The organism is Halarchaeum nitratireducens (assembly GCF_017874695.1).
Classification (GTDB): Archaea; Halobacteriota; Halobacteria; order Halobacteriales; family Halobacteriaceae; genus Halarchaeum; species Halarchaeum nitratireducens.
On the sequence record NZ_JAGIKY010000010.1, the window covers coordinates 89,077 to 108,915 of the forward strand.

General features: G+C 53.9%; 24 protein-coding genes. 6 read left to right on the forward strand and 18 right to left on the reverse strand.

What is annotated here, in order from left to right; genetic code table 11:
• Positions 1–40 precede the first annotated feature (40 nt).
• On the forward strand, positions 41–3,274 hold the full coding sequence (locus J2754_RS10735; protein WP_211087415.1) for a hypothetical protein: 3,234 nt from the start codon (positions 41–43) through the stop codon (positions 3,272–3,274).
• Positions 3,275–3,520: 246 nt separating this feature from the next.
• On the opposite strand, the gene J2754_RS10740 is transcribed toward J2754_RS10735, so the two are convergent.
• The 3 genes from J2754_RS10740 to J2754_RS10745 form a co-directional block, all read right to left on the reverse strand.
• On the reverse strand, positions 3,521–4,192 hold the full coding sequence (locus J2754_RS10740; RefSeq protein WP_211087416.1) for a hypothetical protein: 672 nt from the start codon (positions 4,190–4,192) through the stop codon (positions 3,521–3,523).
• Positions 4,193–4,259: 67 nt separating this feature from the next.
• A complete protein-coding gene (locus J2754_RS16845) occupies positions 4,260–4,613 on the reverse strand; it encodes a hypothetical protein (RefSeq protein ID WP_483420145.1) in 354 nt (117 codons plus the stop codon).
• Positions 4,614–4,618: 5 nt separating this feature from the next.
• A complete protein-coding gene (locus J2754_RS10745; RefSeq protein WP_211087417.1) occupies positions 4,619–5,500 on the reverse strand; it encodes a hypothetical protein in 882 nt (293 codons plus the stop codon).
• Positions 5,501–5,604: 104 nt separating this feature from the next.
• Here J2754_RS10745 and J2754_RS10750 point away from each other — a divergent pair, with 104 nt between their 5' ends.
• Complete coding sequence (locus J2754_RS10750; RefSeq protein ID WP_211087418.1) at positions 5,605–5,979, forward strand: hypothetical protein; 375 nt, start codon at positions 5,605–5,607, stop codon at positions 5,977–5,979.
• Between the two features lie 9 nt (positions 5,980–5,988).
• Here J2754_RS10750 and J2754_RS10755 read toward each other — a convergent pair whose 3' ends face one another.
• Together J2754_RS10755 and J2754_RS10760 are read right to left on the reverse strand one after the other, a co-directional pair.
• The gene (locus tag J2754_RS10755) at positions 5,989–6,501 is read right to left on the reverse strand and encodes a hypothetical protein (protein ID WP_211087419.1); all 513 of its coding nucleotides are present in this window, start codon (positions 6,499–6,501) and stop codon (positions 5,989–5,991) included.
• 87 nt (positions 6,502–6,588) lie between these two features.
• Positions 6,589–7,353: a CPBP family intramembrane glutamic endopeptidase gene (locus J2754_RS10760; RefSeq protein ID WP_211087420.1), complete on the reverse strand. Its 765-nt coding sequence runs from the start codon at positions 7,351–7,353 to the stop codon at positions 6,589–6,591.
• Between the two features lie 401 nt (positions 7,354–7,754).
• Here J2754_RS10760 and J2754_RS10765 point away from each other — a divergent pair, with 401 nt between their 5' ends.
• Positions 7,755–8,600, forward strand: coding sequence for a toll/interleukin-1 receptor domain-containing protein (locus J2754_RS10765; RefSeq protein ID WP_211087421.1), 846 nt, complete (start codon positions 7,755–7,757; stop codon positions 8,598–8,600).
• A 39-nt stretch (positions 8,601–8,639) separates the two neighbouring features.
• Here J2754_RS10765 and J2754_RS10770 read toward each other — a convergent pair whose 3' ends face one another.
• The 9 genes from J2754_RS10770 to J2754_RS10810 all read right to left on the reverse strand — a co-directional run bounded on the left by J2754_RS10770 (position 8,640) and on the right by J2754_RS10810 (position 13,674).
• A complete protein-coding gene (locus tag J2754_RS10770; protein WP_211087422.1) occupies positions 8,640–9,680 on the reverse strand; it encodes a hypothetical protein in 1,041 nt (346 codons plus the stop codon).
• Between the two features lie 59 nt (positions 9,681–9,739).
• Positions 9,740–10,423, reverse strand: a complete 684-nt coding sequence (locus J2754_RS10775) for a hypothetical protein (protein WP_211087423.1) — start codon at positions 10,421–10,423, stop codon at positions 9,740–9,742.
• The gene (locus tag J2754_RS16730; RefSeq protein WP_211087456.1) at positions 10,420–10,758 is read right to left on the reverse strand and encodes an N-acetyltransferase; all 339 of its coding nucleotides are present in this window, start codon (positions 10,756–10,758) and stop codon (positions 10,420–10,422) included. The genes J2754_RS10775 and J2754_RS16730 overlap by 4 nt, the downstream gene beginning before the upstream one ends.
• A 168-nt stretch (positions 10,759–10,926) precedes the next feature.
• On the reverse strand, positions 10,927–11,325 hold the full coding sequence (locus J2754_RS10785; RefSeq protein WP_211087424.1) for a hypothetical protein: 399 nt from the start codon (positions 11,323–11,325) through the stop codon (positions 10,927–10,929).
• 70 nt (positions 11,326–11,395) lie between these two features.
• Complete coding sequence (locus J2754_RS10790) at positions 11,396–11,782, reverse strand: hypothetical protein (protein ID WP_245332989.1); 387 nt, start codon at positions 11,780–11,782, stop codon at positions 11,396–11,398.
• A 12-nt stretch (positions 11,783–11,794) separates the two neighbouring features.
• Entirely contained in the window at positions 11,795–12,178 is a 384-nt protein-coding gene (locus tag J2754_RS10795; RefSeq protein ID WP_211087426.1) for a hypothetical protein, read from the reverse strand.
• Between the two features lie 143 nt (positions 12,179–12,321).
• Positions 12,322–12,864, reverse strand: coding sequence for a hypothetical protein (locus J2754_RS10800; RefSeq protein ID WP_211087427.1), 543 nt, complete (start codon positions 12,862–12,864; stop codon positions 12,322–12,324).
• Between the two features lie 79 nt (positions 12,865–12,943).
• Complete coding sequence (locus tag J2754_RS10805; protein WP_211087428.1) at positions 12,944–13,213, reverse strand: hypothetical protein; 270 nt, start codon at positions 13,211–13,213, stop codon at positions 12,944–12,946.
• Positions 13,210–13,674, reverse strand: coding sequence for a hypothetical protein (locus tag J2754_RS10810; RefSeq protein WP_211087429.1), 465 nt, complete (start codon positions 13,672–13,674; stop codon positions 13,210–13,212). Before J2754_RS10810 ends, J2754_RS10805 begins: the two co-directional genes overlap by 4 nt.
• Before the next feature lie 91 nt (positions 13,675–13,765).
• Between J2754_RS10810 and J2754_RS10815 the strand changes: the two genes are divergently transcribed.
• Positions 13,766–13,906 carry a hypothetical protein gene (locus J2754_RS10815; RefSeq protein WP_211087430.1) on the forward strand — a complete coding sequence of 47 codons (141 nt, stop codon included), beginning with the start codon at positions 13,766–13,768 and terminating at the stop codon, positions 13,904–13,906.
• A 102-nt stretch (positions 13,907–14,008) separates the two neighbouring features.
• Here the strand turns inward: J2754_RS10815 and J2754_RS10820 are convergent, their stop codons facing one another.
• The 4 genes from J2754_RS10820 to J2754_RS10835 all read right to left on the reverse strand — a co-directional run bounded on the left by J2754_RS10820 (position 14,009) and on the right by J2754_RS10835 (position 17,687).
• On the reverse strand, positions 14,009–14,443 hold the full coding sequence (locus J2754_RS10820; RefSeq protein WP_211087431.1) for a hypothetical protein: 435 nt from the start codon (positions 14,441–14,443) through the stop codon (positions 14,009–14,011).
• 217 nt (positions 14,444–14,660) lie between these two features.
• Positions 14,661–15,014 carry a hypothetical protein gene (locus tag J2754_RS10825; RefSeq protein WP_211087432.1) on the reverse strand — a complete coding sequence of 118 codons (354 nt, stop codon included), beginning with the start codon at positions 15,012–15,014 and terminating at the stop codon, positions 14,661–14,663.
• Positions 15,015–15,169: 155 nt separating this feature from the next.
• Entirely contained in the window at positions 15,170–15,649 is a 480-nt protein-coding gene (locus J2754_RS10830; protein WP_211087433.1) for a hypothetical protein, read from the reverse strand.
• Between the two features lie 466 nt (positions 15,650–16,115).
• Entirely contained in the window at positions 16,116–17,687 is a 1,572-nt protein-coding gene (locus tag J2754_RS10835) for a PAS domain S-box protein (protein ID WP_211087434.1), read from the reverse strand.
• Positions 17,688–18,528: 841 nt separating this feature from the next.
• Between J2754_RS10835 and J2754_RS16735 the strand changes: the two genes are divergently transcribed.
• Both J2754_RS16735 and J2754_RS10845 read left to right on the forward strand, forming a co-directional pair.
• Positions 18,529–18,789 carry a MarR family transcriptional regulator gene (locus tag J2754_RS16735; RefSeq protein ID WP_425350990.1) on the forward strand — a complete coding sequence of 87 codons (261 nt, stop codon included), beginning with the start codon at positions 18,529–18,531 and terminating at the stop codon, positions 18,787–18,789.
• Positions 18,790–19,305: 516 nt separating this feature from the next.
• Positions 19,306–19,836, forward strand: coding sequence for a hypothetical protein (locus J2754_RS10845; RefSeq protein WP_211087436.1), 531 nt, complete (start codon positions 19,306–19,308; stop codon positions 19,834–19,836).
• The last annotated feature ends 3 nt before the right edge of the window (positions 19,837–19,839 follow it).

Here is a 19,839-nt window from a genome sequence, read left to right on the forward strand (position 1 = left end):
GTCACAGGTATTAATAATCCAAAATTTGAATTATCACCCGATGGTTGACCTGGGGGCGGTAGGGTTGTATTCGATCTTGTCCGGCCTAATTCTGGTAGGTTTTCTCATCTCTATTGTCTACTTCTTCGTTAGGCCGGTCGTTGATTCTTTGTATCGTAGACATCCTGGATTCTTGTTCCCGTGGAACTCGCTACGGTTGAAGACTCTTTGGGAGGAGATCAGGTCTAGAGGCTACCGTTGGTTGTTGAAGAATTTGGTTCAGAGCAGGAAGTCGATATTGACGTACTGGAGCTTTCTTTGGGTTATTCCGCTTGGATTTATCGTCGTGTTTTCGCTGGCGTATTTGGGACTCCCAATGGCTGATTTGGTTCAGACGGGTTTAATTAGGCCAGGTTGGCAGGCTCAGTTGACGGTTGCCAGTCTCAGTTTTATTGTCTTGATTTTCTTGTTGGAGCAGATTTCCCGGACAGAGTACCGTGAAGGCGTGGTGCAGGAGTTCTTTGCATCTTCGCGGATTATGCCGGTGATATATTTCACGTTGGCTTCATCCGGGCTTATTGCATACCTCTATTTCTATCATACGCCAGAAGAGGTGGATCCATTATTTGTAGATGCGACATTTTTCAGCTTTGCAGGCACTGTGTTGGGAATTGGATATGTGTATTACCGGGTTGCGAGGTTGATCTTCTTTGACCCAATGGACGAAATGTCGGTGGAGCAGGTTCAGCGCGGTATTGATCTTCAGCTAAAGGAGGAAGACCGTCAATCCATTTCGAAAAACTTGCTTAAGGGTAGTCTGCCTGATTTTGTGAGAACGGGAACTAACAGGGATGGCCGTGTCTTCATGGCTCAAGAACTCGGTTTAGACGGGTATATCGCTGACATCGATTTGAAGAAGTTGAACGAAGTATGTCGAGAGTACGGCGATTTATTTGATGAAGCCGGGGGATCGGCGTTGGTACTCAACTTAGATCTTGGAGCAGAGCTGCAACCGGGTGTTGATGTTGTCGCGGTCGATGGGACAAACGTGAATCCTGTAGAAGTCCCCCGAGGGCTTGCTGAAGGCCTATCTGAAGCCGTTTATTGTAGTGATGATAGGCCTTGGAAGTCTGGCAATCGCTTGATGGAGAGGAATTTAGATCAGATTGGTGCGAGTACGAGAAATGCGATTAGCAATTTGAATCCCTCTGGTCTGGAGAAATACCTTGAGCTGTACGTAGACCTTCTTCAGTATGGTACCACTCTCAACCGGGAAGTGATCGAAGACTATGGGGTCACTCCTCCTCCGATTTCGGATCTGGTGGATCACATTTACCGTGAGTTCTACCAGATAATGGAGGCCGCCGGGGAGACTGGGAGCTCTGACTTGATCAACACAGTTCGAGCTGAGATTTTTCGCCTCTCGCTGGCATACCACCGCCAAGGAGAGAACTACTTGTTCGAGAAATCGATTGGTTTGTATGCCTCATATTATCGCATTCTTTTCTCCAAGCCCTCCGTTGATTACAGTCTTGTGAGTGGTCTTCTGAGTTCGATGAATAATATTTTGACTATGTTGACCGCGGCTCTTGGCCGTACCAACACAGTCGAAGAGGTTGAGCGAGTGAGTTCTGATATCGAGAGTTTCTACGAAACGTTAGAAGATATTCTTCGTCTTTCCGTTGAGGAAGGTGACTCGCAGACGTTCAATAACGTGTGGAATATGGGTGACGACGATTTTGTGATGGTCCGGCCTGAATCTGAGATCTACGAGCTGAGAAGAAGGATTGATGAATTAGAGAGAGCAGAGAATTGGGAGAATTTAGAAAATCGATTAGAGTTCTTGGAGAGGGAGCAAGACTTGGTGAAGGGATTCCAGTCCAGATATAGGGAAATACAGGGTCAGCCAGAATTGGATCGGTTAAAAAGCCGGTTAGAGATGCTGGAGATGCAGCAAGAGAAAGTGGAAGGGTTTCAGTCTGAGTTTGAGGAAACACGGTTTGTCGCTGCTGCTTGGGCCTACAGGGAGGTTCAGTCAGGTAACCTTCCTGAGTCAGTTTTCCAGGTCATGTTCAGCGAATCTATCAAGGGATACAGTTTTAACAAGTTGGCAGAGGTATATTTCCAGATATTAACCGATCCCCGCCTTGACCTATTCAGGTGGGAATCGGAGGACTCAGACGTTTTCAAGGGAGTTCAAGTGAGTCAGCCTGCTGTCTTTACGTGGTTACAGGAGTTCTTCTGTGCTATGGGTCTTCTCTTCCTAGATGCTGAAGGATATGAATTAGAAGATTTAGATGAAGGAGACAATCCGATGGCCGATATCGATATTGCGAAACCAAGCTATCCTGATTTAGGGGAAACGATTGAAAGTGTTTCCACGGAAGAATTGTCTAAAACCGGGGTTGCAGAATCGGAGATAGAGGAATTAGAGTACAAGAAGGAGGTCTTCCTGGCCCTTCATAATCAAATGCAAGAAATCCTGGAACGTAGAGAAGAAGATTACATTATTGAGTCAGATCTGGATCCTGAGAAAGTATCCAACTTCAAGGAAAGCTACATTTCTGGGTTTGAAGACCGGTTCGATCTTCGAGAGGTATTAGATGATCTTGGGTGGCTGAAAGCACGTGAATACGATGGAGAGGTAGAAGGATTTGGCACAAGGATATCTTATCCGAAAGGTGCGTTTATTCCCGATCCACCTGCGGAATTTGTCCATAATGTGGATCAACAGACACAGAATCATGTGAACTCTATTATTGAACACTGGATTGAGCAAACACAGGACAACCTATCACAAATTATGGTTCAGTCACATGAGCTACTCCCCGACGAAATTGAAGAGGTATGTTCTAGATTAGATGAGAAGGGAACGAGGCCGAAGGCGATCGTAATTAATGGGTTTAGGGCTTCTAACAGTCTTAGGAGAAGTGACTACTTTGTAGAGGAAGTCGGTGAAGATGAAGATGTGCTTGGCGGGTTCTCGTATGACGACGGCGAGTCGATTCCGATTTATCGTGGATCTACTAGAGCTTTCGATGGCTTGGTGCTAGCTGGAAATGGAGGACCTCTGGAAGTTAGTGAATACCAGCGTGACAGAAATACAGTCTTTGTTGATATTGAAGAGGTCACTCGTGACTTGTTAAAAGATGAAGACCCGCAAGGATTCGAGGAAATGACGGATGAGGAGATAAGAAACCGCCTGCAATCGGTCTGGATACAGATATGGTATTACTCTGAGATCGAGGCCTCAGCAGAATTTGGAGCATTGCTTACAGTTGATGAGTCTGATTGAAACCCCCAACTGGTGAGAGGCTCACCGACAGTACTCCATACAGTGCGCTAGTCACTCACAACTTATAGAACCTCTTTCGAAGGCTCAAAACGACTATACCCAACTAATAGCTTGCTGAATTCATCCTCTCTATGCGTCTCCTAACAAGAGACAGATAGATTGGGCCTCTTTACCGGTAAGTGAGTCCCCCTGTGTGTATTGACGGCGGTGAAAAACCATCAAATTCTGGTGATTTCATAGAGTCGGTCAGAACATATCGATACCGGCCTGTGCCGGGTCACTCTCATCGATTGTCTGAGTGGCTGTACTTTCGGCTGTCTTGGGGTTCTCTCCTGGAGTCTGTCCGGGAAGACTCGCGAGACTCCGAAGAAGCTGGTTAGAGACCTCACCGGCTGCGAACCATTCGGCGAGAAATTCTGCTGCCGTTGTCGTGGAATCGTGGAGCCAGAATGCCGTCGGGACACCGTCGGTTTCGATGTCGAGTTCATTGACGTGCTCGGTGAACCAGCGGTCGCGATCGCGCTTGAGCGCTTCGCGGAGGTCACGGGCTCTATCGCGAATTTCGTCGTCTGAGGGGAGGATCGGGAAGTTCGAGGGAAGCATCGCGTCCACTTCCTGGTCATTGCCGGCGATCCCGTCGAGGTATTGGCGGAAGGCGTACTGGTAGAGGCTGACGAACTCCGCGTTGGTGAATGCGGCGTGCGTGAGGGAGGCCGTCGAACAGAGTGCCGCGAGCTCGCCCCACGTTGCGATGGGTACACGCTCACCTGTCGGAGTGTCCTCAACGAGTGCGCGGCGTTCCTCGTGGATACCGTCCTCGAGGTTGGCGGCGCCGGCGGGGTGGTTACTCGCGACGACCGGGTCGGCGGTAACGCGATACGTCTGGATCTTGGTGAGAGTGACTGTGTCGATCTGCATAGTCAGGAGGAGTGGGGTGCTTGGGTAAGCTATCTTCGAACGTGTGAAGTCCGCGAGACATCGGGACTCACAAGCAGGCTGGTGACGGGTCGTGTGGGTGGTGGTCGGTGCCGTCGAGTGAATCGCATTCGGACGTGTCGTCTTGAGTGGAACAGGCCGGGCAGGAAGCGGGGTCGTTGTCGTGTGGGCAGCGGAGGGGGGCACCGTCTCGTTCCAAGACTGTCTGGACGGTATCGAATTGGGCGACGATGAGAGTGTCTGTCGCGACGTGGTAGTAGGCGTTGGCGTCGACAACGGTGTTGTCGAGGACCTCGACGGGGATAGCGTTGTGGAGAGCTTCAGTGAGCGTAATCGCGGGCGACCCGCGCGTAAGCCACTGCAGTTGGGGGTGGCTCCCCGAGTCTGCGATGGAGGGCGTCATCGTGATCACCGTTGCTTCCGGGGCGTGTGGGTGGCAACGACAGTCGGACTGACGAACCGGCGGGCGCGCTGCGGGATGTCAACACCGATGTCGATTGGGAGAACGTACTTGGCGTCAAGGTCCTCTTCGTGGGCGTTGGCGAGACGGGACGCAGCCGCGAGCTCGTGTTTGCACATCACCGCCCACTTGTTCGTCTGCTTGTAGGGACAGCCACAGACGACGGCGTCCGACCAGGGAAGGAACGCGTAAGTGGACACGCTGGCGAATTCCCCGACGAGGAGCGGCGCCGGGAGAGTGATCCCGTATTCGGAGGGCAGGATGTGGTTATCGAGCTGGGCTTCCCGAATGACATCGTCTACATCGAGGTCGTGTCCGTCGGCATACCCGATTGGATCGGTGTTCGCGTCGACGATGACGACTCCGTGGAAAGTGTTTGCGTGGAGGGGGAGGAGGGAGTCGGATGTTCCTTGAATAGTGTCGAGATTTTTCGGGATGAGCTCCGTGTACCACTTTCGGCGATCGGCGCGAATCTGTTCGAGCTCGCGGTAATGTGGTTCGAGCTCACCTGTGAGGAATGCAGGAGCCTCGCCCAGGAAGTTATCGAGGCCGTCGTAGGAGGGAAAGAACCGGCGTTCGCTTTCGTAAGTATCGACAAGCGTTTTCTGGATGTACTGCCGGGCGGGCGGGGTGGGAGCGTGGGTGTCGTGAGATAAGAGCCCGCCAGCCTCGATGATGTCGAGACGGATGCGGTGCTCGATCGGTTCGATCTCCGGTGGGTCACTACCCGTGGTGTTCTCATAGTCAGGGTGCGATGCGTCGAGTGCGCCTGGGGGAAGTTCGAGCGGTGGGAGGTGCTCGTCCGCCGGGGTGATCTGGTGGGTAGACATCCGTAGTTACCTCCACCTCCTGTGGGGGTGAGAAAGCAACCGGAGAGTGCTCACCACAAGTTACCCCACAATAGTTATGGATATGCCCCTCCGTGGGGTAACTAATGACGGACGACACTGAGCGCCCTTCTGGACCTAACCTTCCGGCACACGTTCGAGACGCAGTGGACGAATTATCGGTCGAGGAGCTGGAGGACTTGGCTGACTACGCACAGGCTCTCGCCGATTGGAAGCGGGAGCAACCACCTGCATCTCCAGATACTGCTCCCGAGGATGCTGTCGACGATGATGTCGTCGAAGACCTCGAGGAGCAGGGTGTTTCGATGGATCCCGACGACTACGATGATGTCCCCGCTACAGGGGCCTACATCACGGTGAAAGAGCCGAAACAGGGATACAGGTATTATTATTGGCAATGGCGGGACGGTGATACTTGGAAGAACGAGTATATCGCGCCTGTCAATCCGAAGGGGGACTGATCCTAGTGGTTAGATGACGGTGGCGTTTCCGAAGACGCCCTCGAACTCTTTGCGACCGAGGGTTGGCGATCCGCGGAGCCAGGTGTGGTGGGCGCCGCGCTGGACTTTGAGATAGGGGTGGCCGCCGTCGTTTCGGAGCATCTTGAGCTGCTTACACCATTTTCCCTTTTCGTTTGTACCGATCTCCGCGAGAAGTCCTTCTCCACCCTCTTGGTCGTCAGCCCAGTCGACGAGAACATCGAAGTTCGCGGGTGAGAATGGATCAACGGGGAGCGTATTCCGGACTTCCGTAATGATGTCGCGGAGTTCGTTGGGGTAGAAGATGACGGGAGTCGGATCGGGGTGGTCGTTGACGGTTGGATCGTATGTGGAGTCGAATTCGTAGCCGACTTCAGCGGTTTGATAGCCCGTTGCGGCCCGGCCGTACTCTGAGGGCCGATCGAGGTTTGTTGGCGTGACGATTGCGAGCGACGTGGTGCCGTCGTCGTCTCCCCAGTTCGCTTCTGCTAATGCGAAACGCATAGCCCACTCGTCGTATATCCGATATTAAAAAATACCGGTAGAATAGGTGTGAGCAGAGGGATGGCTTGGGTGAGACCGGGACGGCCGTTAGTAGAGGTTAGTGAGGCCGAGATTGGCGAAGAGGATAGCGTTATAGCTACCGTGAATGAGGATCGGGACGAAGAGTGAGTCGGTACGCTCGTAGGCGAAGCCGAGGATGAGTGATAGCGCAAAGAGTGAGAGGAGGACGTTTCGGATGCCGCTCAAAGAATCCTGCAGGGCGAAGAGATGTACGCTCGCAAAAAAGAGGCTGGCGAGGAGTATTGCTCCGATGGCCGAGAAGTACCTGCGGAGATACCCTTGAATGAGGCCGCGAAACAGGATTTCCTCGCAGGGTCCAGTGATGAGAAGGGATACGACGATGAGCCCGCCGAACATAGGGAGGGAGGCGTGTTTGATGGCCTCGATCGCGGCCGCGTTCTGTGCGGTTGGAGCGTTGAAAAACGCGAAGAGGGACGTGAGTACGTATTCGGTGACAATCATCACGAGAATGCCGCCGAGTATCCAGCGAGCGTCGCGGCGGGTCGGACGACGGAAGCGAAGGCCTGTGGGGAGGAGGTCCGCTTTCCAGTAGAGGAGACCACCGACAAAGATCGCGTATCCGAGTTCACTAAATGCGACGGAAGCGAGAAAGCGTGCCGTCTCTGACTGCTGGGCAACTGGGGAGGCCTGATCGAGAACGACGATGCCCACATAGCCGACGATGAGACTGGTAATGATCGCGCTGAATATGAATACGAGTGCGAGGACGACGGAGCGGAGCGTTCGCCAGAGGTGGATGACGTCCTCCTCGAATGTACTCTCTGTGGCCATCGCTGTTCGCGTCGTACTTACCGGTTGTTCGTGTGACCGCATTAACTATCGGGTGTAAACTTGTGTATCAGATAGTCCTGATCGACTAATATGATTTCATAGAACAATTAAAAGCTGATATTCTCCCGCCTGTTGGGTAGTCATCTCTATCGTATCAGTGTCTTAGGTTATTAGCTCATATTGTTTAGTTGATGTATTGTAAAAACCACTGTCGTTTGTGTCCTGCTTTGGACGCCAGTCTGCTTGGCTGTGAGGTTGACTCGCATTATGCGCTGAGAGATAGATCATCTGAACTTCTCTATCTCACTTACTATTGAGGTTATGATAAATAACGCAGGATATGTCTCTCCCACTAACGAATATTTAACTCATAGAACGGCAAAGTAGCATATAGCTCAAATATGTGGGATGCATTCATAAGCCACGCAGGTGAAGACAAAGAGGATTTTGCTGAACCGCTCGCTAATGAGTTAGAGAACTTGGGATTGAACGTATGGTATGATGATTTTGAACTCTCTGTCGGTGATCATATACCGAGCGAAATAGAACGCGGTTTAAACAATTCTGACTATGGTATTGTCGTACTTTCTGAAGCATTCTTTGAAAAGAGTTGGACACAAGAGGAATTAAATTCATTAATTCAACGGGATGTATCCGAATCGAATAAAGTCATACTTCCTATTTGTTATGAAATTTCACCAACGGAGGTGCAGTCACATCATACATTGTTAGGCAAACGATATCTAATCTCTGGAAACTCATCTTCTGTCTCTGAAGTTGCTGAAGAACTCTACCAAGAGATTTTAAAGAATAGTACACAACCAATCTCAAGCGATGATTTAGAGAAATTCGATCCTGAGACCCTAGACTATATCGCCGACGTCATCGGGAGAACTAAGAAAGGGACAGAAATTAAACAGCTCTTTGAGCGAATTAATTTTGAGATCGATTGGGATGATGCGAAAGAGGGTAGCATACACGAGTATATTGCAACATTTCCAGTAGAGGCTAAAGAAAGAGGGATAGACCTTGAGGGTGCAAGAAAAAATACAATATTTGAAAAGTTGAAAGAACTTAATAACGAGGACCCATCTAACATAGTGTCTGTAATTGAGAAGTTAGCCCATCCTAGGAATTATGTTGGAAGTGATGAAAACAGAGAACAAATTATAGATGAATTGAATGAATTCTTGAAATGGGAAGGTTTGAGAATAGTTGACTATGGAGAAGTGAAGCAGCTTAGATGATTGCTCTGGGCGTTGGGGGAACTTACTGACTTTAGTGGATCATATGGACACCCTCTTTTGGGTTGGGTTAGTTTGATCAACAATTGCGGTGAACGCGTCTCGGTTGTGGTTCCAGTCGAGAGCGCGGTCGTAGTCCGGCATGGGTGAGCTCGTTCCGTCGACGAGCTCCTGAAACTCGACGGTCATCTTCGCTTGACTTCCTGGTGCGTCGCGCCAGCTAACGACTGTTCCCCCAGTGTGGTCGTTGGTGTCGACGGTGACGGTACCGAAGCGGTCGTCGGGATCGTCGTGATCGAGCTTTGGGTTGCAGAACGCGGCGACTTCAGAGGCTGAGTAAAAGCCGTCGTCACGACCACGGTTCGTTTCGACGGGAAACTTGAAATCGTCCTGCTCGGTACAGCGGAAGACTCCTGAGAGTTCATACTCGTCGACGGTTTTACTCGTGGTGTATCCCGATCCGAGCACGGGAGAGTCCACTGTGCCCGTAGAAATGAGGAGGGCTGCGGTATCCGGTTCCGGGAAGGGTCGAACGTACCGATAGATGTGTTGGCAGTCGGTGTTCGTACACTGCCGGAGTTCGACGGCCTTGCCGGCCTGCTGTTCGATACGTATCGGTTCGCCACTGCGTTCTTCACACGCTGGGCAGACGCGATGGTCGCTATCGGGCGTCCAGGCGTGGAGACAGTCGAGGCGGTCTTCCTCGAGGCGGTAGACGCGGTCAAACCGCGCAAGCAAGTCACTCGGCTGCGGGGCGCGATCGTCGTCGTCTCCGGGGAGGTCGTGTGTCCACGCGATGCCGGCTATCGACGACTGCTGGTTGATGGTGCCTCCGATGAGCCGCCCTTGCGTGCCGTCTTCGCCGACGACCGAGAGCGGACTGTGGAAGATCCCGAAGTTTCGCTTGACGACCGCGTATTCGGTGCCATCGATCCAGAGAAGGTCGCCTTCGTCTGCCGCGTAGAGGTCTTCGGCTGTCTCCACGGAAGCTGTTATTCGTTCCGCAGGAGGTTGTTCGAGGACGTGCCCCTTGTAGTCGAGCTCCGTGAGCTGCGCTTGAGGAGTTCTGGTTGAGTCGGTCATAAGAGGCGCTCGCTGTCTATCGGCGACGAAAAAACTCCACCTCCCGGCAGTGCCATATGTCAGTTGTCTCCGCGAACGTGGTCACGGAACGCAGTTCGAGTCTGTCTCTTCTCGAGCATCTTCCGAGTGAACGCACGATACTCACGGCGTGCGTGGCCGAGGACTTGCGGATCGAGTGAGCCGTCCCACTTAACGAGTTCGCGGATGTCGACGCCACTACCCATCGAGAGAAATACGGCAACCATATTTTCGGGCCCCCAGAGTTCATCCCCGGCAAGGATGGCGTTCGCCTCCCAAGGGACGCCTGTAATCTTTTCGGAGAGTTCACGGGGGTTCCAGGGTATCCCGTCGTCGGCCGACGAGACGTCCGTAACCTCGGGATTCGACATCGTGCGATCCTCTTCGAGAGTGAAGAACACTCGAGCCTCATTGAAGCCCTCACACGGAAAGTAGAGACGTCGCGCGGCGCAGTCCTCGCAGTAGGTCGCAAGTGGCGTGAGCGGCCGCTTCCCGGGATGCTCACGTATTTTGGACTGCCCGACGGGATGGTCGGGATTGAGGACGCGGTCGGTAACGTACTGTGCGACACGAGGAGTGCTCGAATAGGCGACGCCAGCGGCGCAGAAGTCGCAGATGAAGCGGTCAGGATGGTCGTGCTTCGTCTCGTACGTATGGCCGTCGTAGAGGTCGAGGAGCTGTGCAACGGTCCAGTCGGGGTTGATACGGGTGTCGTGGTCGATCATCGGTTACCTCCTGATCGGGACGCCGTTGAAGCGGACGTCGAGGATACCGCGGTAGTGTCGCTCTCCGTGTTGAGTTGGTCTCCCTTTTCGACGTCGTTGACCTGTGTATCGTACCACCGGAGGTCGCCGTGGCGGCCCTCCTGTTTCCGGTGGATCCCGGTGGATTCGACGAGTCTGATACCTGCCAGATTTTCCTTGTGAACGCGACAGCGGAGGCACAAATACTCGTCTTGGAGCCGGTCCAGAATTGCGGTCGCGACGCCTATCCGTCGCGCGTTCGGTGTGACGGCGATTCGACTCAGGAACGGCATTCCGACGGTATCGACGACTGCCATTCCGAGGCGGTCACCGTCGAGAAGGGCCTCCCACGCCTCTTCCTGTTTTTCGGCGGCGGTCAGATTCGGGACATCGTGGATCTAGTCGAAGAAGCACCACACGGCGTTTGGCGAGAGCCGTGAGTATCCGACGGTAATGTCGGGATCGGTGTCGATGGATGCCATCGGTCAGGTGGTCAGATTTTGGTACGGGACGTGCGAGAGGTACGTCCGGCACTCGGGGCAGATAACCGAGAGGACGGGACCGTTCGCGTCGCCAGTCTTGACGTACTCGAACTCGCCGTGACTCGAGTTGTAAATGTCTTCGCTGACCGTCATGGCGCTCAGGGCTTCGGTCCCACAGATGGGACAGGGCTCTCCGAATCCCCAGTCCGGTTCGTGAATTGATTGCCGGATTTGGAATGCGTCGGACGGAAGCTGACGGAGGAGTTTCTGGACGTATTCGGGACCGACAGTATCATCGTCCGGCGATTTGGAGGGGATGAGGAGTGACTCAAGAACGTCTGAGGGGGATTGATCTTCGGAGTCGATTCGCTCTTCTTTGATGTTGATGACGATGACTGTCATGGAGGGCTTGAGAAGAGAGCTGCCTGGTTTGACACCCCGCGGGGCTACTAGCGGATTTGGACGTGGTGGGTTAGTCCACGTCGATAGGCGTGTCGAGACGGGCGGCGGCGACGCGATACGCGGCGACAATCTCGTCGACGGTGATGTCGTCGTCTGCCTCGCGCTCGATGGTGATCTCGATCTCGCGGCGGACGGTGTCTGCGTCGTGGCTGTATCGCCAGATACCTTGTTCGATGCGGGGGTGGGTTAGGATGTTGTTCGGAACTCCGAGGTCGTCGACGGCGCGGAGGACTTCGGCGGTTGCGTGAACCCGGTCCCCGTAGCCATCGATCCCTTCGCGGAGTGCCTCGATGGCGTCTTGGAAGGTGAGGTCACTGGCCTCTTCACTGGCGGCGATGTGTGCGGAGACGGCGTCGGACGTTTCGGTGGGAAGCTGGCGCTGGGGTTCTGAGGTCATACTCACTTTTAGTTAGTGCGAGAGGCTTTGATCGAGCGGAATACTCGTGACCTCGACGAGTTCGAGGTGGCTGTCCGCTTGTGCCTGCTTGGCCGCCTTCTCACGGTTCGTTGTGAGTGTCGGGCCGAACTGACCGAGCTTGAGGAGGATGTCTCGTTCCGTGTTGAGCACACCGTATTGGGTGATTTCGCCTTCTGCTTCGGGCTCGCCGGGGCGATCGATGACATTGATGTTGAGCGACTGCCACGGCTTCCCGGTGTACTCGACGTGGACGTCCTCGCCGTGTTGGCGGGCGATGTAGTCCCACGCTTGGACGAGTCCCTTCAGGGCATCGTGGCGTTCGCCTTGATCACGACCGAGTATGTCGACCGTGAGGGCTGTCGTCGCAAACGCCATATGGACTCCTTGTCGGTTCTTGATCTGTTGTTCGACATCGAGTCTCTCGGGGAGATCCGAGAGATCGAATTCTGACGGTGGAAGGAACGATCGCATTTTGTGCACCTCACTTCAGATGGGGTGAAAAACAACAGGTGGTGTGGCTACTCGTGCCAGATTCGCACATCGAGGAATGGGCCTTCGTGATAGATCTCGGCGTTGTCGAAGACGCGGTCGAGCTGGCGCTTGACCCGGCGGAGGCTCGGTGCGCGCTCCGGGGGACGGAATTGGAACGTGGAGTACCAGGTTGCTTGGTCTTCTTCGATACCTTTCGGGAGGAGGACGGGAGTGAGCGCATCCGACCAGAGATTCCGATCATCAAGGATGGCTTCGAGTGCATTGTGGGAGAGGGATTCACCGGAGGCATCCTCGGCGTAAACGAAGACTGTCTTTGGATATGAGCTACCGACCTTGTAGTCGCGGTTGTACTGATGATTGAGGCCACCGAGAGCGCGGTATTCAGCCCCAGTCTCGGGGTCTACCGGACCGAATTCGCCGGGCTTGCCGACAGCCTCGAAGTTGCCCGAGGGCATATAGCGTTCGTGGAGTGGGGCGTGCGTCATGTGGGCGTACGCAAGCCGGCTGAGAGTGGTGAACGGTGCGGCCGAATCGGTGTCGTCGGATGGCGTGGTGGATGCGTTGGACATAGTATCGGATCAGGTTACGACGGAAGTCCGGGGGTGTTGGTGAGTCAGGACTACTCCGGCGACGGGATGAAAGGGATAATCACGCGCTCTCTTGGTTGATGGCGGTCTCCTCGTCGGCAGGAACGAGCTCGTCGCGATCGCGGCGCTCATCGCAATTCGTACAGTAGACGCCTTCCTCTTCAACGTCACTTCCGACAACCTCACCGCGCTTCATACCGACCTCTTCGAAAGTATCGTTCTCGTACTTCTGGATGTCGCCGAACTGGACTTCTTCGATGATCCAAGAGAACGACCGGCCGCCGCACTCTGGGCAGGCCATCGGAACCGGCGTGTTCTTTTCAGACGTCATACGTCGACCTCCACGTTCTCTAGGGCCCGTTCGTACAGGGCATCAGTGATCTGCGTCTCGGTTTCAGAGATTGCCGACTCGAGTGAGCGTTCATCTAGATCGTCGATGTCTGGATCTGCGCGCTCGCCGTCGATGAGGTGTTGCGTTGCGACTGCCGTATGGGCTGCGAGAACGGTGATAGCGGCTTCAAAGGCTGGGCCACTGAGGATGTATGTTTGCATCTCTCGATAGGCAGCTTCGTAGTCTTCGGGCGAGCCGGGAGAAGGAACAATGTCGTTGAGCGAATTGGTCGTGGTGAGGTCGTACGCGATGGCGTCTTGGGAGTCGTAGCCATCGCGGAGGGCGATACCAAAGCCGGCACGTTCCAGCGTGTCGAAAAGATCAATGAGTGCGACTTGTGAGGTGTCGTCAGGGACGAGGAGCGAGGCAACGGCGTCCTCGTCTCGAGTGCTGTCTGTCATCTGTTTTTGAAACCTCTTCGCCTCTGTAACGGAGGAGAAAAAATTGGGCTCGAAATAGTAGTTACTTGGGGCGGTAAGCGGGGCCCGATTCGTGCCTCGTGACTTCGGTTACCGTGATGGCGTCGACGTCGACCCCGAGAACACCGGGATGATCAGGGGTGGCAGAGAGATCGGAGAGCGCCTCATTGAGGCGTTCTTGAAGCCAGTCGGGGTAGATGTCGGCTGGAATTGATTCGTCGAGGTCCTCTGTTGCACCAAGGGGAATCTGCACGTCGATGGTTACCGTTCGATCGTGGTGAGTGGACGAATTCATAGGTGTGGAGCTGTAGGTAATCTATCGCTGGTCTCGAATCGCGTCGAGACTAAAGTCCTCGTCAGGGTTGCGGATGGCCTCGAGCGTGTCGGTGACGAATTCGAGCGCCTCAATCTCTGACTGAAGCCGGGCGATTTCTTCCTCGCGGTCTTGGATGGCGTCGATGATGGCGGCTTCTGCCTGCTGGTAGTCAGCGTCCTCACGGACGTCGCTGTCGTCGTCCTCTTGGATTGATGTGGTGAGTGCCGATGACGGGAGTTTCCCGTCGGGGCGGGGGACCGTCTCTTCTTCAACTTCGATAGCGACACGTCGGACGTGCTTACAGCCGCCCTCTGGATCGCGATCTTGGTAATCCGGACAAGTACACGTTTCGTCGATGAGGTCGATAGTGTAGGTCTCCCCGGACTCGCCGGTTACTGAGTAGATGCCGCCCTGCTTGAGGAGCGCGACATCCATCGTTTCGTTACGAGCGCGTTCGTCACGTCGGTCAGTACTCTGAGGCAGCGTTGGGGACGAGTCGGATGCGTCCCTGGCCGATGCGGTGGAGTGTGAACTCACGATGCGATTCCTCCACCTGCTGGCAGGGGAGTGAAAAACGCCCACGTCTCTGATCGCTAATCTATGCTTGTGCTGGCTGACGATGCTCTTGAGGGCGTTCTGTAAGTCGAGAACGCTATTCGGGTGTTTCGGAGCAAGGTTCTGAAGATCGAGTTCCCGTTTCTTGGTCGTTCTTCTTGACCTGGGTGGTGAGGACTCGGTGGGTGTCGGAGTCGTGGATGCGACGCTGGCGCTCGAAACCGTCTTGAGGGTTCGGTCCTGCGAGGGCGATGACGAACCAGCCTGAGTCAGGTGCGCCACGAGTTGCGTTGAGGACTCGGTAGATACGGCCAGACTCATTATCGAGGAAGAGAACCTCCAAGGTCTCGCCCTCTGAAGAGTCTGCTCGATCAAGCGCGGTGAGGACGCACTCGTCTTCGAATTGGTCGCGGAGCTGCTCGAACGAATGTGGGCTATCCGTGTCGATCATCGGTTGTTCTGTCCTCTACTTCTCGAGGGGTCGAAAAACGCTGGTAGGGATGCTGGAAGAAGATGTTGACTACGTGCTTGAAGCCGAGGAGGGTTTCGGGATCAATCTGATCGCCGATGAGTCGCCGTTGTCACTAACGGATTTCTCAATTCGAGCTAATCGTGAATCTCTATCCACTCTTGATACTCTTCGGTAGAGAGCAACCGACCACACTGTGCGCAGTAATGTAGATCGCGTCCCCCTTGCTTTCGCTCCACAGACAATCGGGTGTCGCTCTCAATTGAAGCACAATTGTCACAGGTTTCGTTGGCCCGTTGTTCCTGCCGTCGCTGACGTGCTTCATCAAGATGCTCCATCATTTCATCAATCTCGGTGCGATTCTCCTCATCTTGCTGGATGAACTCGGCGTCCAGCACTTCCACCGTGATTATCGTTGGCTCCGTCTCGGTGTTGATATCACTAATTCTGGCGGTAAAGATACACATGTCGCCTGGAGCAATTCGTGTCTTGACCGCCTGTTCATATCTAATTTGGACCTCTTGAACGGCCTCTAAGAAATCAAGATCAAGGAACTCGGCCTGTTTATTTGGAAGGACTCTGACGGGCATTTCGCCCACCGCGCCAGTGTCAGTCACCCATCGCCAGTCCGTCATCAATTGCGTATAATGCTGGAAACTTGTTAGTAATTACCGGGCCGTGGTTGATGACCCGACTGATCTGTACGTCTGTGTTTGGTCAGAGTTTGCGAACCTGGTCGTCGAGTGAAGCTCCACACGACCAGCAATCTCCTGTCGCCCCGGCATTTGCGGTGCCACAGGCTGAACAGACGTGGAGGGGGATATCCACATCAATCCGCAGTTCTGCGGTGCCACAGTCCGGGCAGGGACCAGCGTCGCGGGGGAGCGCGCGGTCGTATCGACGACAATCTGGGTTCGTGCAGTAGCGCACCATCCCATTGTGTGATTAATTCTCATTCATCAAATAATTAAGCTCTCAAAATTGGGTGACGGTGTCCAGTACTACTTCGACGGAATCGACAGTGAGCGACACAACGTACGATCCTGCTGACTGGCCTATTTCAGCGTGGTTGTGTAGCGGATTTCACGTCCGAATTTCGAAGCGAGCGCCCCCGTCTGTGCCATTGGTGACCTCGATCGACCAACCGTGGGCCTCCACAATTCGGCTGACGATCGCGAGCCCGAAACCCGTCCCGTCTTGGTTTGTTGTGTACCCGCTCTCGAACACATCTTCGCGATCGGACGTCGAAATCCCTGGTCCTGTGTCTTCGATAAAGAAGCCATCACCATTCTCAAGGCTTCCAACACGAATCGTGACGGCCTCGCCGCCGTGGTCGATCGCGTTTCGATAGAGGTTCTCGAACATTTGGAGGAGGCGACTGCGATCAGCGTTGAGACGCAGATCCGTCTTGACGTTGAGCGTCGCAGTGTCCGTATCAACGTTTTGCCAAGCTTGCTTAGTAAGAGTATTGAGGGAGATCGTCTCTGTCTCGCCGACTGCTTCTCCCTGTCGAGCGAGTGTGAGCATATCCTTGATGAGGCGTTCCATACGGTCTAACGCGCGCTCTATAGCGTCGAGGTGTTCACTGTCATCGATGCTATCGATGAATTCGAGCCGTCCTCGGGCGACGTTCAACGGATTCCGGAGATCGTGCGAAAGGATACCGGCAAATTCCTCCAGCCGGTCACGCTCTCGCCGAATCGTCGTCTCTGCGGACAGTCGCTCGAGAGCTGTCACGACGTGAGTCGATAACATCTCCGCGACTTCCTCGTCGCGCTCGGCGAACGCGTTCGCCTCAAACGAAAACACCTGTAGTACACCATATTCTCCGAGCGGAATACTCAACAATGCGAGAGGGTCGTTGCTGACCTGTGGTTCGGGGTGTACTCCACCATCGCGGATTGGCGACGCCGTAACCCCCCGAGTCTCCCCGAGGTCGTCGACCCGGACAACCGTGTTCGATTGGTAACTCTCCCCGGCGTATCCGAAGGAGGTTGGTACCGGGTCATAACCATCTACACTACCAGGGTTTGAACTGGTGACCGGAACCAGTTGGTCACCTTCTACTACTGCGAGGTGGGCGACATCAGCATCGAATAACTTGACTGCGCCGTCAGCAGCGTGTTGACGTATCGCTGTCGTCGAGTCCGCTCTAGTGATTTCGGTAGCGAGCTCGTGGAGCTGTGTCACCTTCGAGGTGTGATTACGGAGTTGTTGCTCTGCCACTTTCCGATCTGAGACGTCCTGAATGATCCCCGTAAAGAGATGATCCCCGTCAATAGGATACTCCCCGAAGCTAATCTCGATCGGGAATTCCTCTCCGTCGGCGCGAAGGCCGTTTGCCTCGAGTCCGTTCCAGTCGAACGTTTGTTCCCCCTCTGAGAGATATTTGGCCAGCCCATTCTGATGCGATTCCCGCAACTCCTCGGGCATTAGCTTCGTTAGTGGTTCGCCAACTATTGCTGACTGTTCATATCCGAAGAGTTCGTTGACAGCGTCGTTCGCATACCGTATTGTGCTCGTCTCGTCGATAGTCACGACGCCCAACGACGAGTTCTCCGTCAATGCTCGGAACCGTGCCTCAGACTGCGCCAGCTCCCGTTCGCGCTGCTGTAAACCAGTTGCGTAGTAGCCCAGGAGGATGCCTGCTGCCATGAAAATCCCTGCTCCATTGAGGGCGAGTTGCCCCGGCTCAGCGGCTGGATTATGTTCGAGCGAGATAACGAAAATGAACCAGATAATAACCGCAACACCAGTGATCGCCCCACCACCTGTCCAGAGTGCCAGTTGACTGATTCGGGACTCTTGGTGAGTTCGTTCGAGCCAAATCCCGCCGATAAGCAAACAAATCCCGATTGTGGCTGGTAGTGCTACTTCGAGAAAGTCGACTACGGCATCGTCTCCATCGATAAGGACCCAGCCAAGCGTACAGATGAAAAGTAGAAGTCCGGAGAAGGCAATCGACCACCTCCGTATCGGACGATACAAACCTCTCATCTGCCGTCAATAATCGGAAAGAGATCCTTAATTCGTATGATTTGGAAACTGGGCGTCATTTCTCACTCTAGGTGTGGGAGGGGGTACGTACTTCTATGGCTTCCGATGCTGGGTGTTCTATGATTCGTCTGGGTTCGAAGAACCCTCGGCCGGTACTCGAATGTCGTCGGGTGTCGCGATGAGTTCTACGTTCTGAACAGTAAACCGAACCGAGACGTCTCCCTTTGATGAGGTGAGGAGCTGTAATAGTGCATCGACGTCCACCCAATCCTGTAAATTATAGTCGTCGTCTTCGAGCCCACGCCTTTCCAGTGTCTCAATAATTTCAACGAGGCGGTCACTCGTTCGGTCCGGACTGTCTGGTGGTGGGGAATGCATCGGTATGCTCTATGCTTAGGATGGAAGCAATTTAAAAGGTTATGAGTCAACTGCAGAATCTCGTCGCTTTTCTGCTTGACTTAGCGCGTTTGGGATAGCACCGGCGAAACCACAAGCGATTATGCGCTTTGATGCGGACTGGATGTCTCGAGCTGATGATCGGATTCTAGAGCATCTCTCCGAGGAGGGACCTGATACCCCGAAGAAAATGGCTGACAGTGACCGCGTTCGCTTTTCTCGCCAACACATCAACGCTCGGTGCAAAACACTCGTCACCTACGGACTTCTCCTCCACTTAGGTAATGGTGTCTACGATATCACCAGTGAGGGAGAACAGTATCTCAACGGCGATCTCGATGCACGAGACTTGGATGCAGAATAAAGGCGTCGTAGAACAGTTCACATACGTTTCTTTGCCATCCAGAGATGGTCATCAAGATATGTTTCGCAGTGTCATATTGTAATTGTCCACCAGAATTCTCTTTGGTGATGTCTGTGACTCTATTGAACAGATGAAGTTCCCCGAAGAACTGGTCGGGATCGCACTCGCGATTTCAGCGATAATTGGCGGCTTCTTCTTTATTACGGCTGGAATCGGTCTCTCACTAGTTCCTCCCTCTGTACCAATTTTCGGTTCCGCATTTCAAGTCTCCTCTGTAATCTACGCTTTCGGTGGCGGTATACTCGTGATCTTGGGCTGTATCGTAATGTATTCGATACTTCGAGAATCCCTCGGCGGTTCGCGAGGAGGTAGTAGACTTGGGCGATAATCTATCTATTGACGATCTAACTATACTCCGACGTTAATTGCTATTCCAGCCAGACTCGAAACTACTGGGAACTATACTTTCACCTTGGTTAGCGTAGCTTTTTGGATCCCCAGCAAAGTGGTCTGTCTATGGACGACAAGAGTAAGAATCAGCTCGGTGGTGGGGCCATCGGCGGTGCCATCGGGGCGGCAGCTGGCGGTCCAGCTGGTGCAGTCGTCGGTGCAACACTTGGCGGGTGGCTGTTTGGTCAAGAGAGCGATCACAACGACACTCTCCGCAAGACGTATTCGGCAGTCAAAGAAGCGACGAGTGACGAAGCGCATCTGTACGTCTCCCATATCGACCCAGACGGAGCCGCATCAACGAGTCCTCAGGGCGTAATCGACGGAGTCAACGGGGAACCCGATATCATTTCGATTGATTCCACGAGCGCGAACTTGATCGTCGAGGTTGAGACGATGGAGGCTATCGCCGAAAACGGGAGTCACGCACTGAACCAGCTACAGGATTACCGGGCGTCGGGTTTCAAACGGGTTCTTGTTGTCCCTGAAGATGAGATTGACGCTGCAATCGAGTGGGTAGAAGCATACGAAGACCAAGGTGCCTTGGAGGGGTCACTCACCGTCGCGTCTCCCGAGCGGATCGCAAATGTCCTCTAATCT

What these genes read in the sequence shown, in the direction of transcription:
- J2754_RS10825 (WP_211087432.1), bottom strand. Translation starts at nt 15,014, where the DNA reads ATGATCGACACGGATAGCCCACATTCGTTCGAGCAGCTCCGCGACCAA.
- J2754_RS16730 (WP_211087456.1), bottom strand. Translation starts at nt 10,758, where the DNA reads ATGGCAGTCGTCGATACCGTCGGAATGCCGTTCCTGAGTCGAATCGCC.
- J2754_RS16735 (WP_425350990.1), top strand. Translation starts at nt 18,529, where the DNA reads ATGCGCTTTGATGCGGACTGGATGTCTCGAGCTGATGATCGGATTCTA.
- J2754_RS10785 (WP_211087424.1), bottom strand. Translation starts at nt 11,325, where the DNA reads ATGACAGTCATCGTCATCAACATCAAAGAAGAGCGAATCGACTCCGAA.
- J2754_RS16845 (WP_483420145.1), bottom strand. Translation starts at nt 4,613, where the DNA reads ATGACGCCCTCCATCGCAGACTCGGGGAGCCACCCCCAACTGCAGTGG.
- J2754_RS10765 (WP_211087421.1), top strand. Translation starts at nt 7,755, where the DNA reads ATGTGGGATGCATTCATAAGCCACGCAGGTGAAGACAAAGAGGATTTT.
- J2754_RS10845 (WP_211087436.1), top strand. Translation starts at nt 19,306, where the DNA reads ATGGACGACAAGAGTAAGAATCAGCTCGGTGGTGGGGCCATCGGCGGT.
- J2754_RS10820 (WP_211087431.1), bottom strand. Translation starts at nt 14,443, where the DNA reads ATGGATGTCGCGCTCCTCAAGCAGGGCGGCATCTACTCAGTAACCGGC.
- J2754_RS10755 (WP_211087419.1), bottom strand. Translation starts at nt 6,501, where the DNA reads ATGCGTTTCGCATTAGCAGAAGCGAACTGGGGAGACGACGACGGCACC.
- J2754_RS10735 (WP_211087415.1), top strand. Translation starts at nt 41, where the DNA reads ATGGTTGACCTGGGGGCGGTAGGGTTGTATTCGATCTTGTCCGGCCTA.
- J2754_RS10805 (WP_211087428.1), bottom strand. Translation starts at nt 13,213, where the DNA reads ATGACGTCTGAAAAGAACACGCCGGTTCCGATGGCCTGCCCAGAGTGC.
- J2754_RS10810 (WP_211087429.1), bottom strand. Translation starts at nt 13,674, where the DNA reads ATGACAGACAGCACTCGAGACGAGGACGCCGTTGCCTCGCTCCTCGTC.
- J2754_RS10800 (WP_211087427.1), bottom strand. Translation starts at nt 12,864, where the DNA reads ATGTCCAACGCATCCACCACGCCATCCGACGACACCGATTCGGCCGCA.
- J2754_RS10835 (WP_211087434.1), bottom strand. Translation starts at nt 17,687, where the DNA reads ATGGCAGCAGGCATCCTCCTGGGCTACTACGCAACTGGTTTACAGCAG.
- J2754_RS10775 (WP_211087423.1), bottom strand. Translation starts at nt 10,423, where the DNA reads ATGATCGACCACGACACCCGTATCAACCCCGACTGGACCGTTGCACAG.
- J2754_RS10795 (WP_211087426.1), bottom strand. Translation starts at nt 12,178, where the DNA reads ATGGCGTTTGCGACGACAGCCCTCACGGTCGACATACTCGGTCGTGAT.
- J2754_RS10750 (WP_211087418.1), top strand. Translation starts at nt 5,605, where the DNA reads ATGACGGACGACACTGAGCGCCCTTCTGGACCTAACCTTCCGGCACAC.
- J2754_RS10740 (WP_211087416.1), bottom strand. Translation starts at nt 4,192, where the DNA reads ATGCAGATCGACACAGTCACTCTCACCAAGATCCAGACGTATCGCGTT.
- J2754_RS10745 (WP_211087417.1), bottom strand. Translation starts at nt 5,500, where the DNA reads ATGTCTACCCACCAGATCACCCCGGCGGACGAGCACCTCCCACCGCTC.
- J2754_RS10770 (WP_211087422.1), bottom strand. Translation starts at nt 9,680, where the DNA reads ATGACCGACTCAACCAGAACTCCTCAAGCGCAGCTCACGGAGCTCGAC.
- J2754_RS10790 (WP_245332989.1), bottom strand. Translation starts at nt 11,782, where the DNA reads ATGACCTCAGAACCCCAGCGCCAGCTTCCCACCGAAACGTCCGACGCC.
- J2754_RS10760 (WP_211087420.1), bottom strand. Translation starts at nt 7,353, where the DNA reads ATGGCCACAGAGAGTACATTCGAGGAGGACGTCATCCACCTCTGGCGA.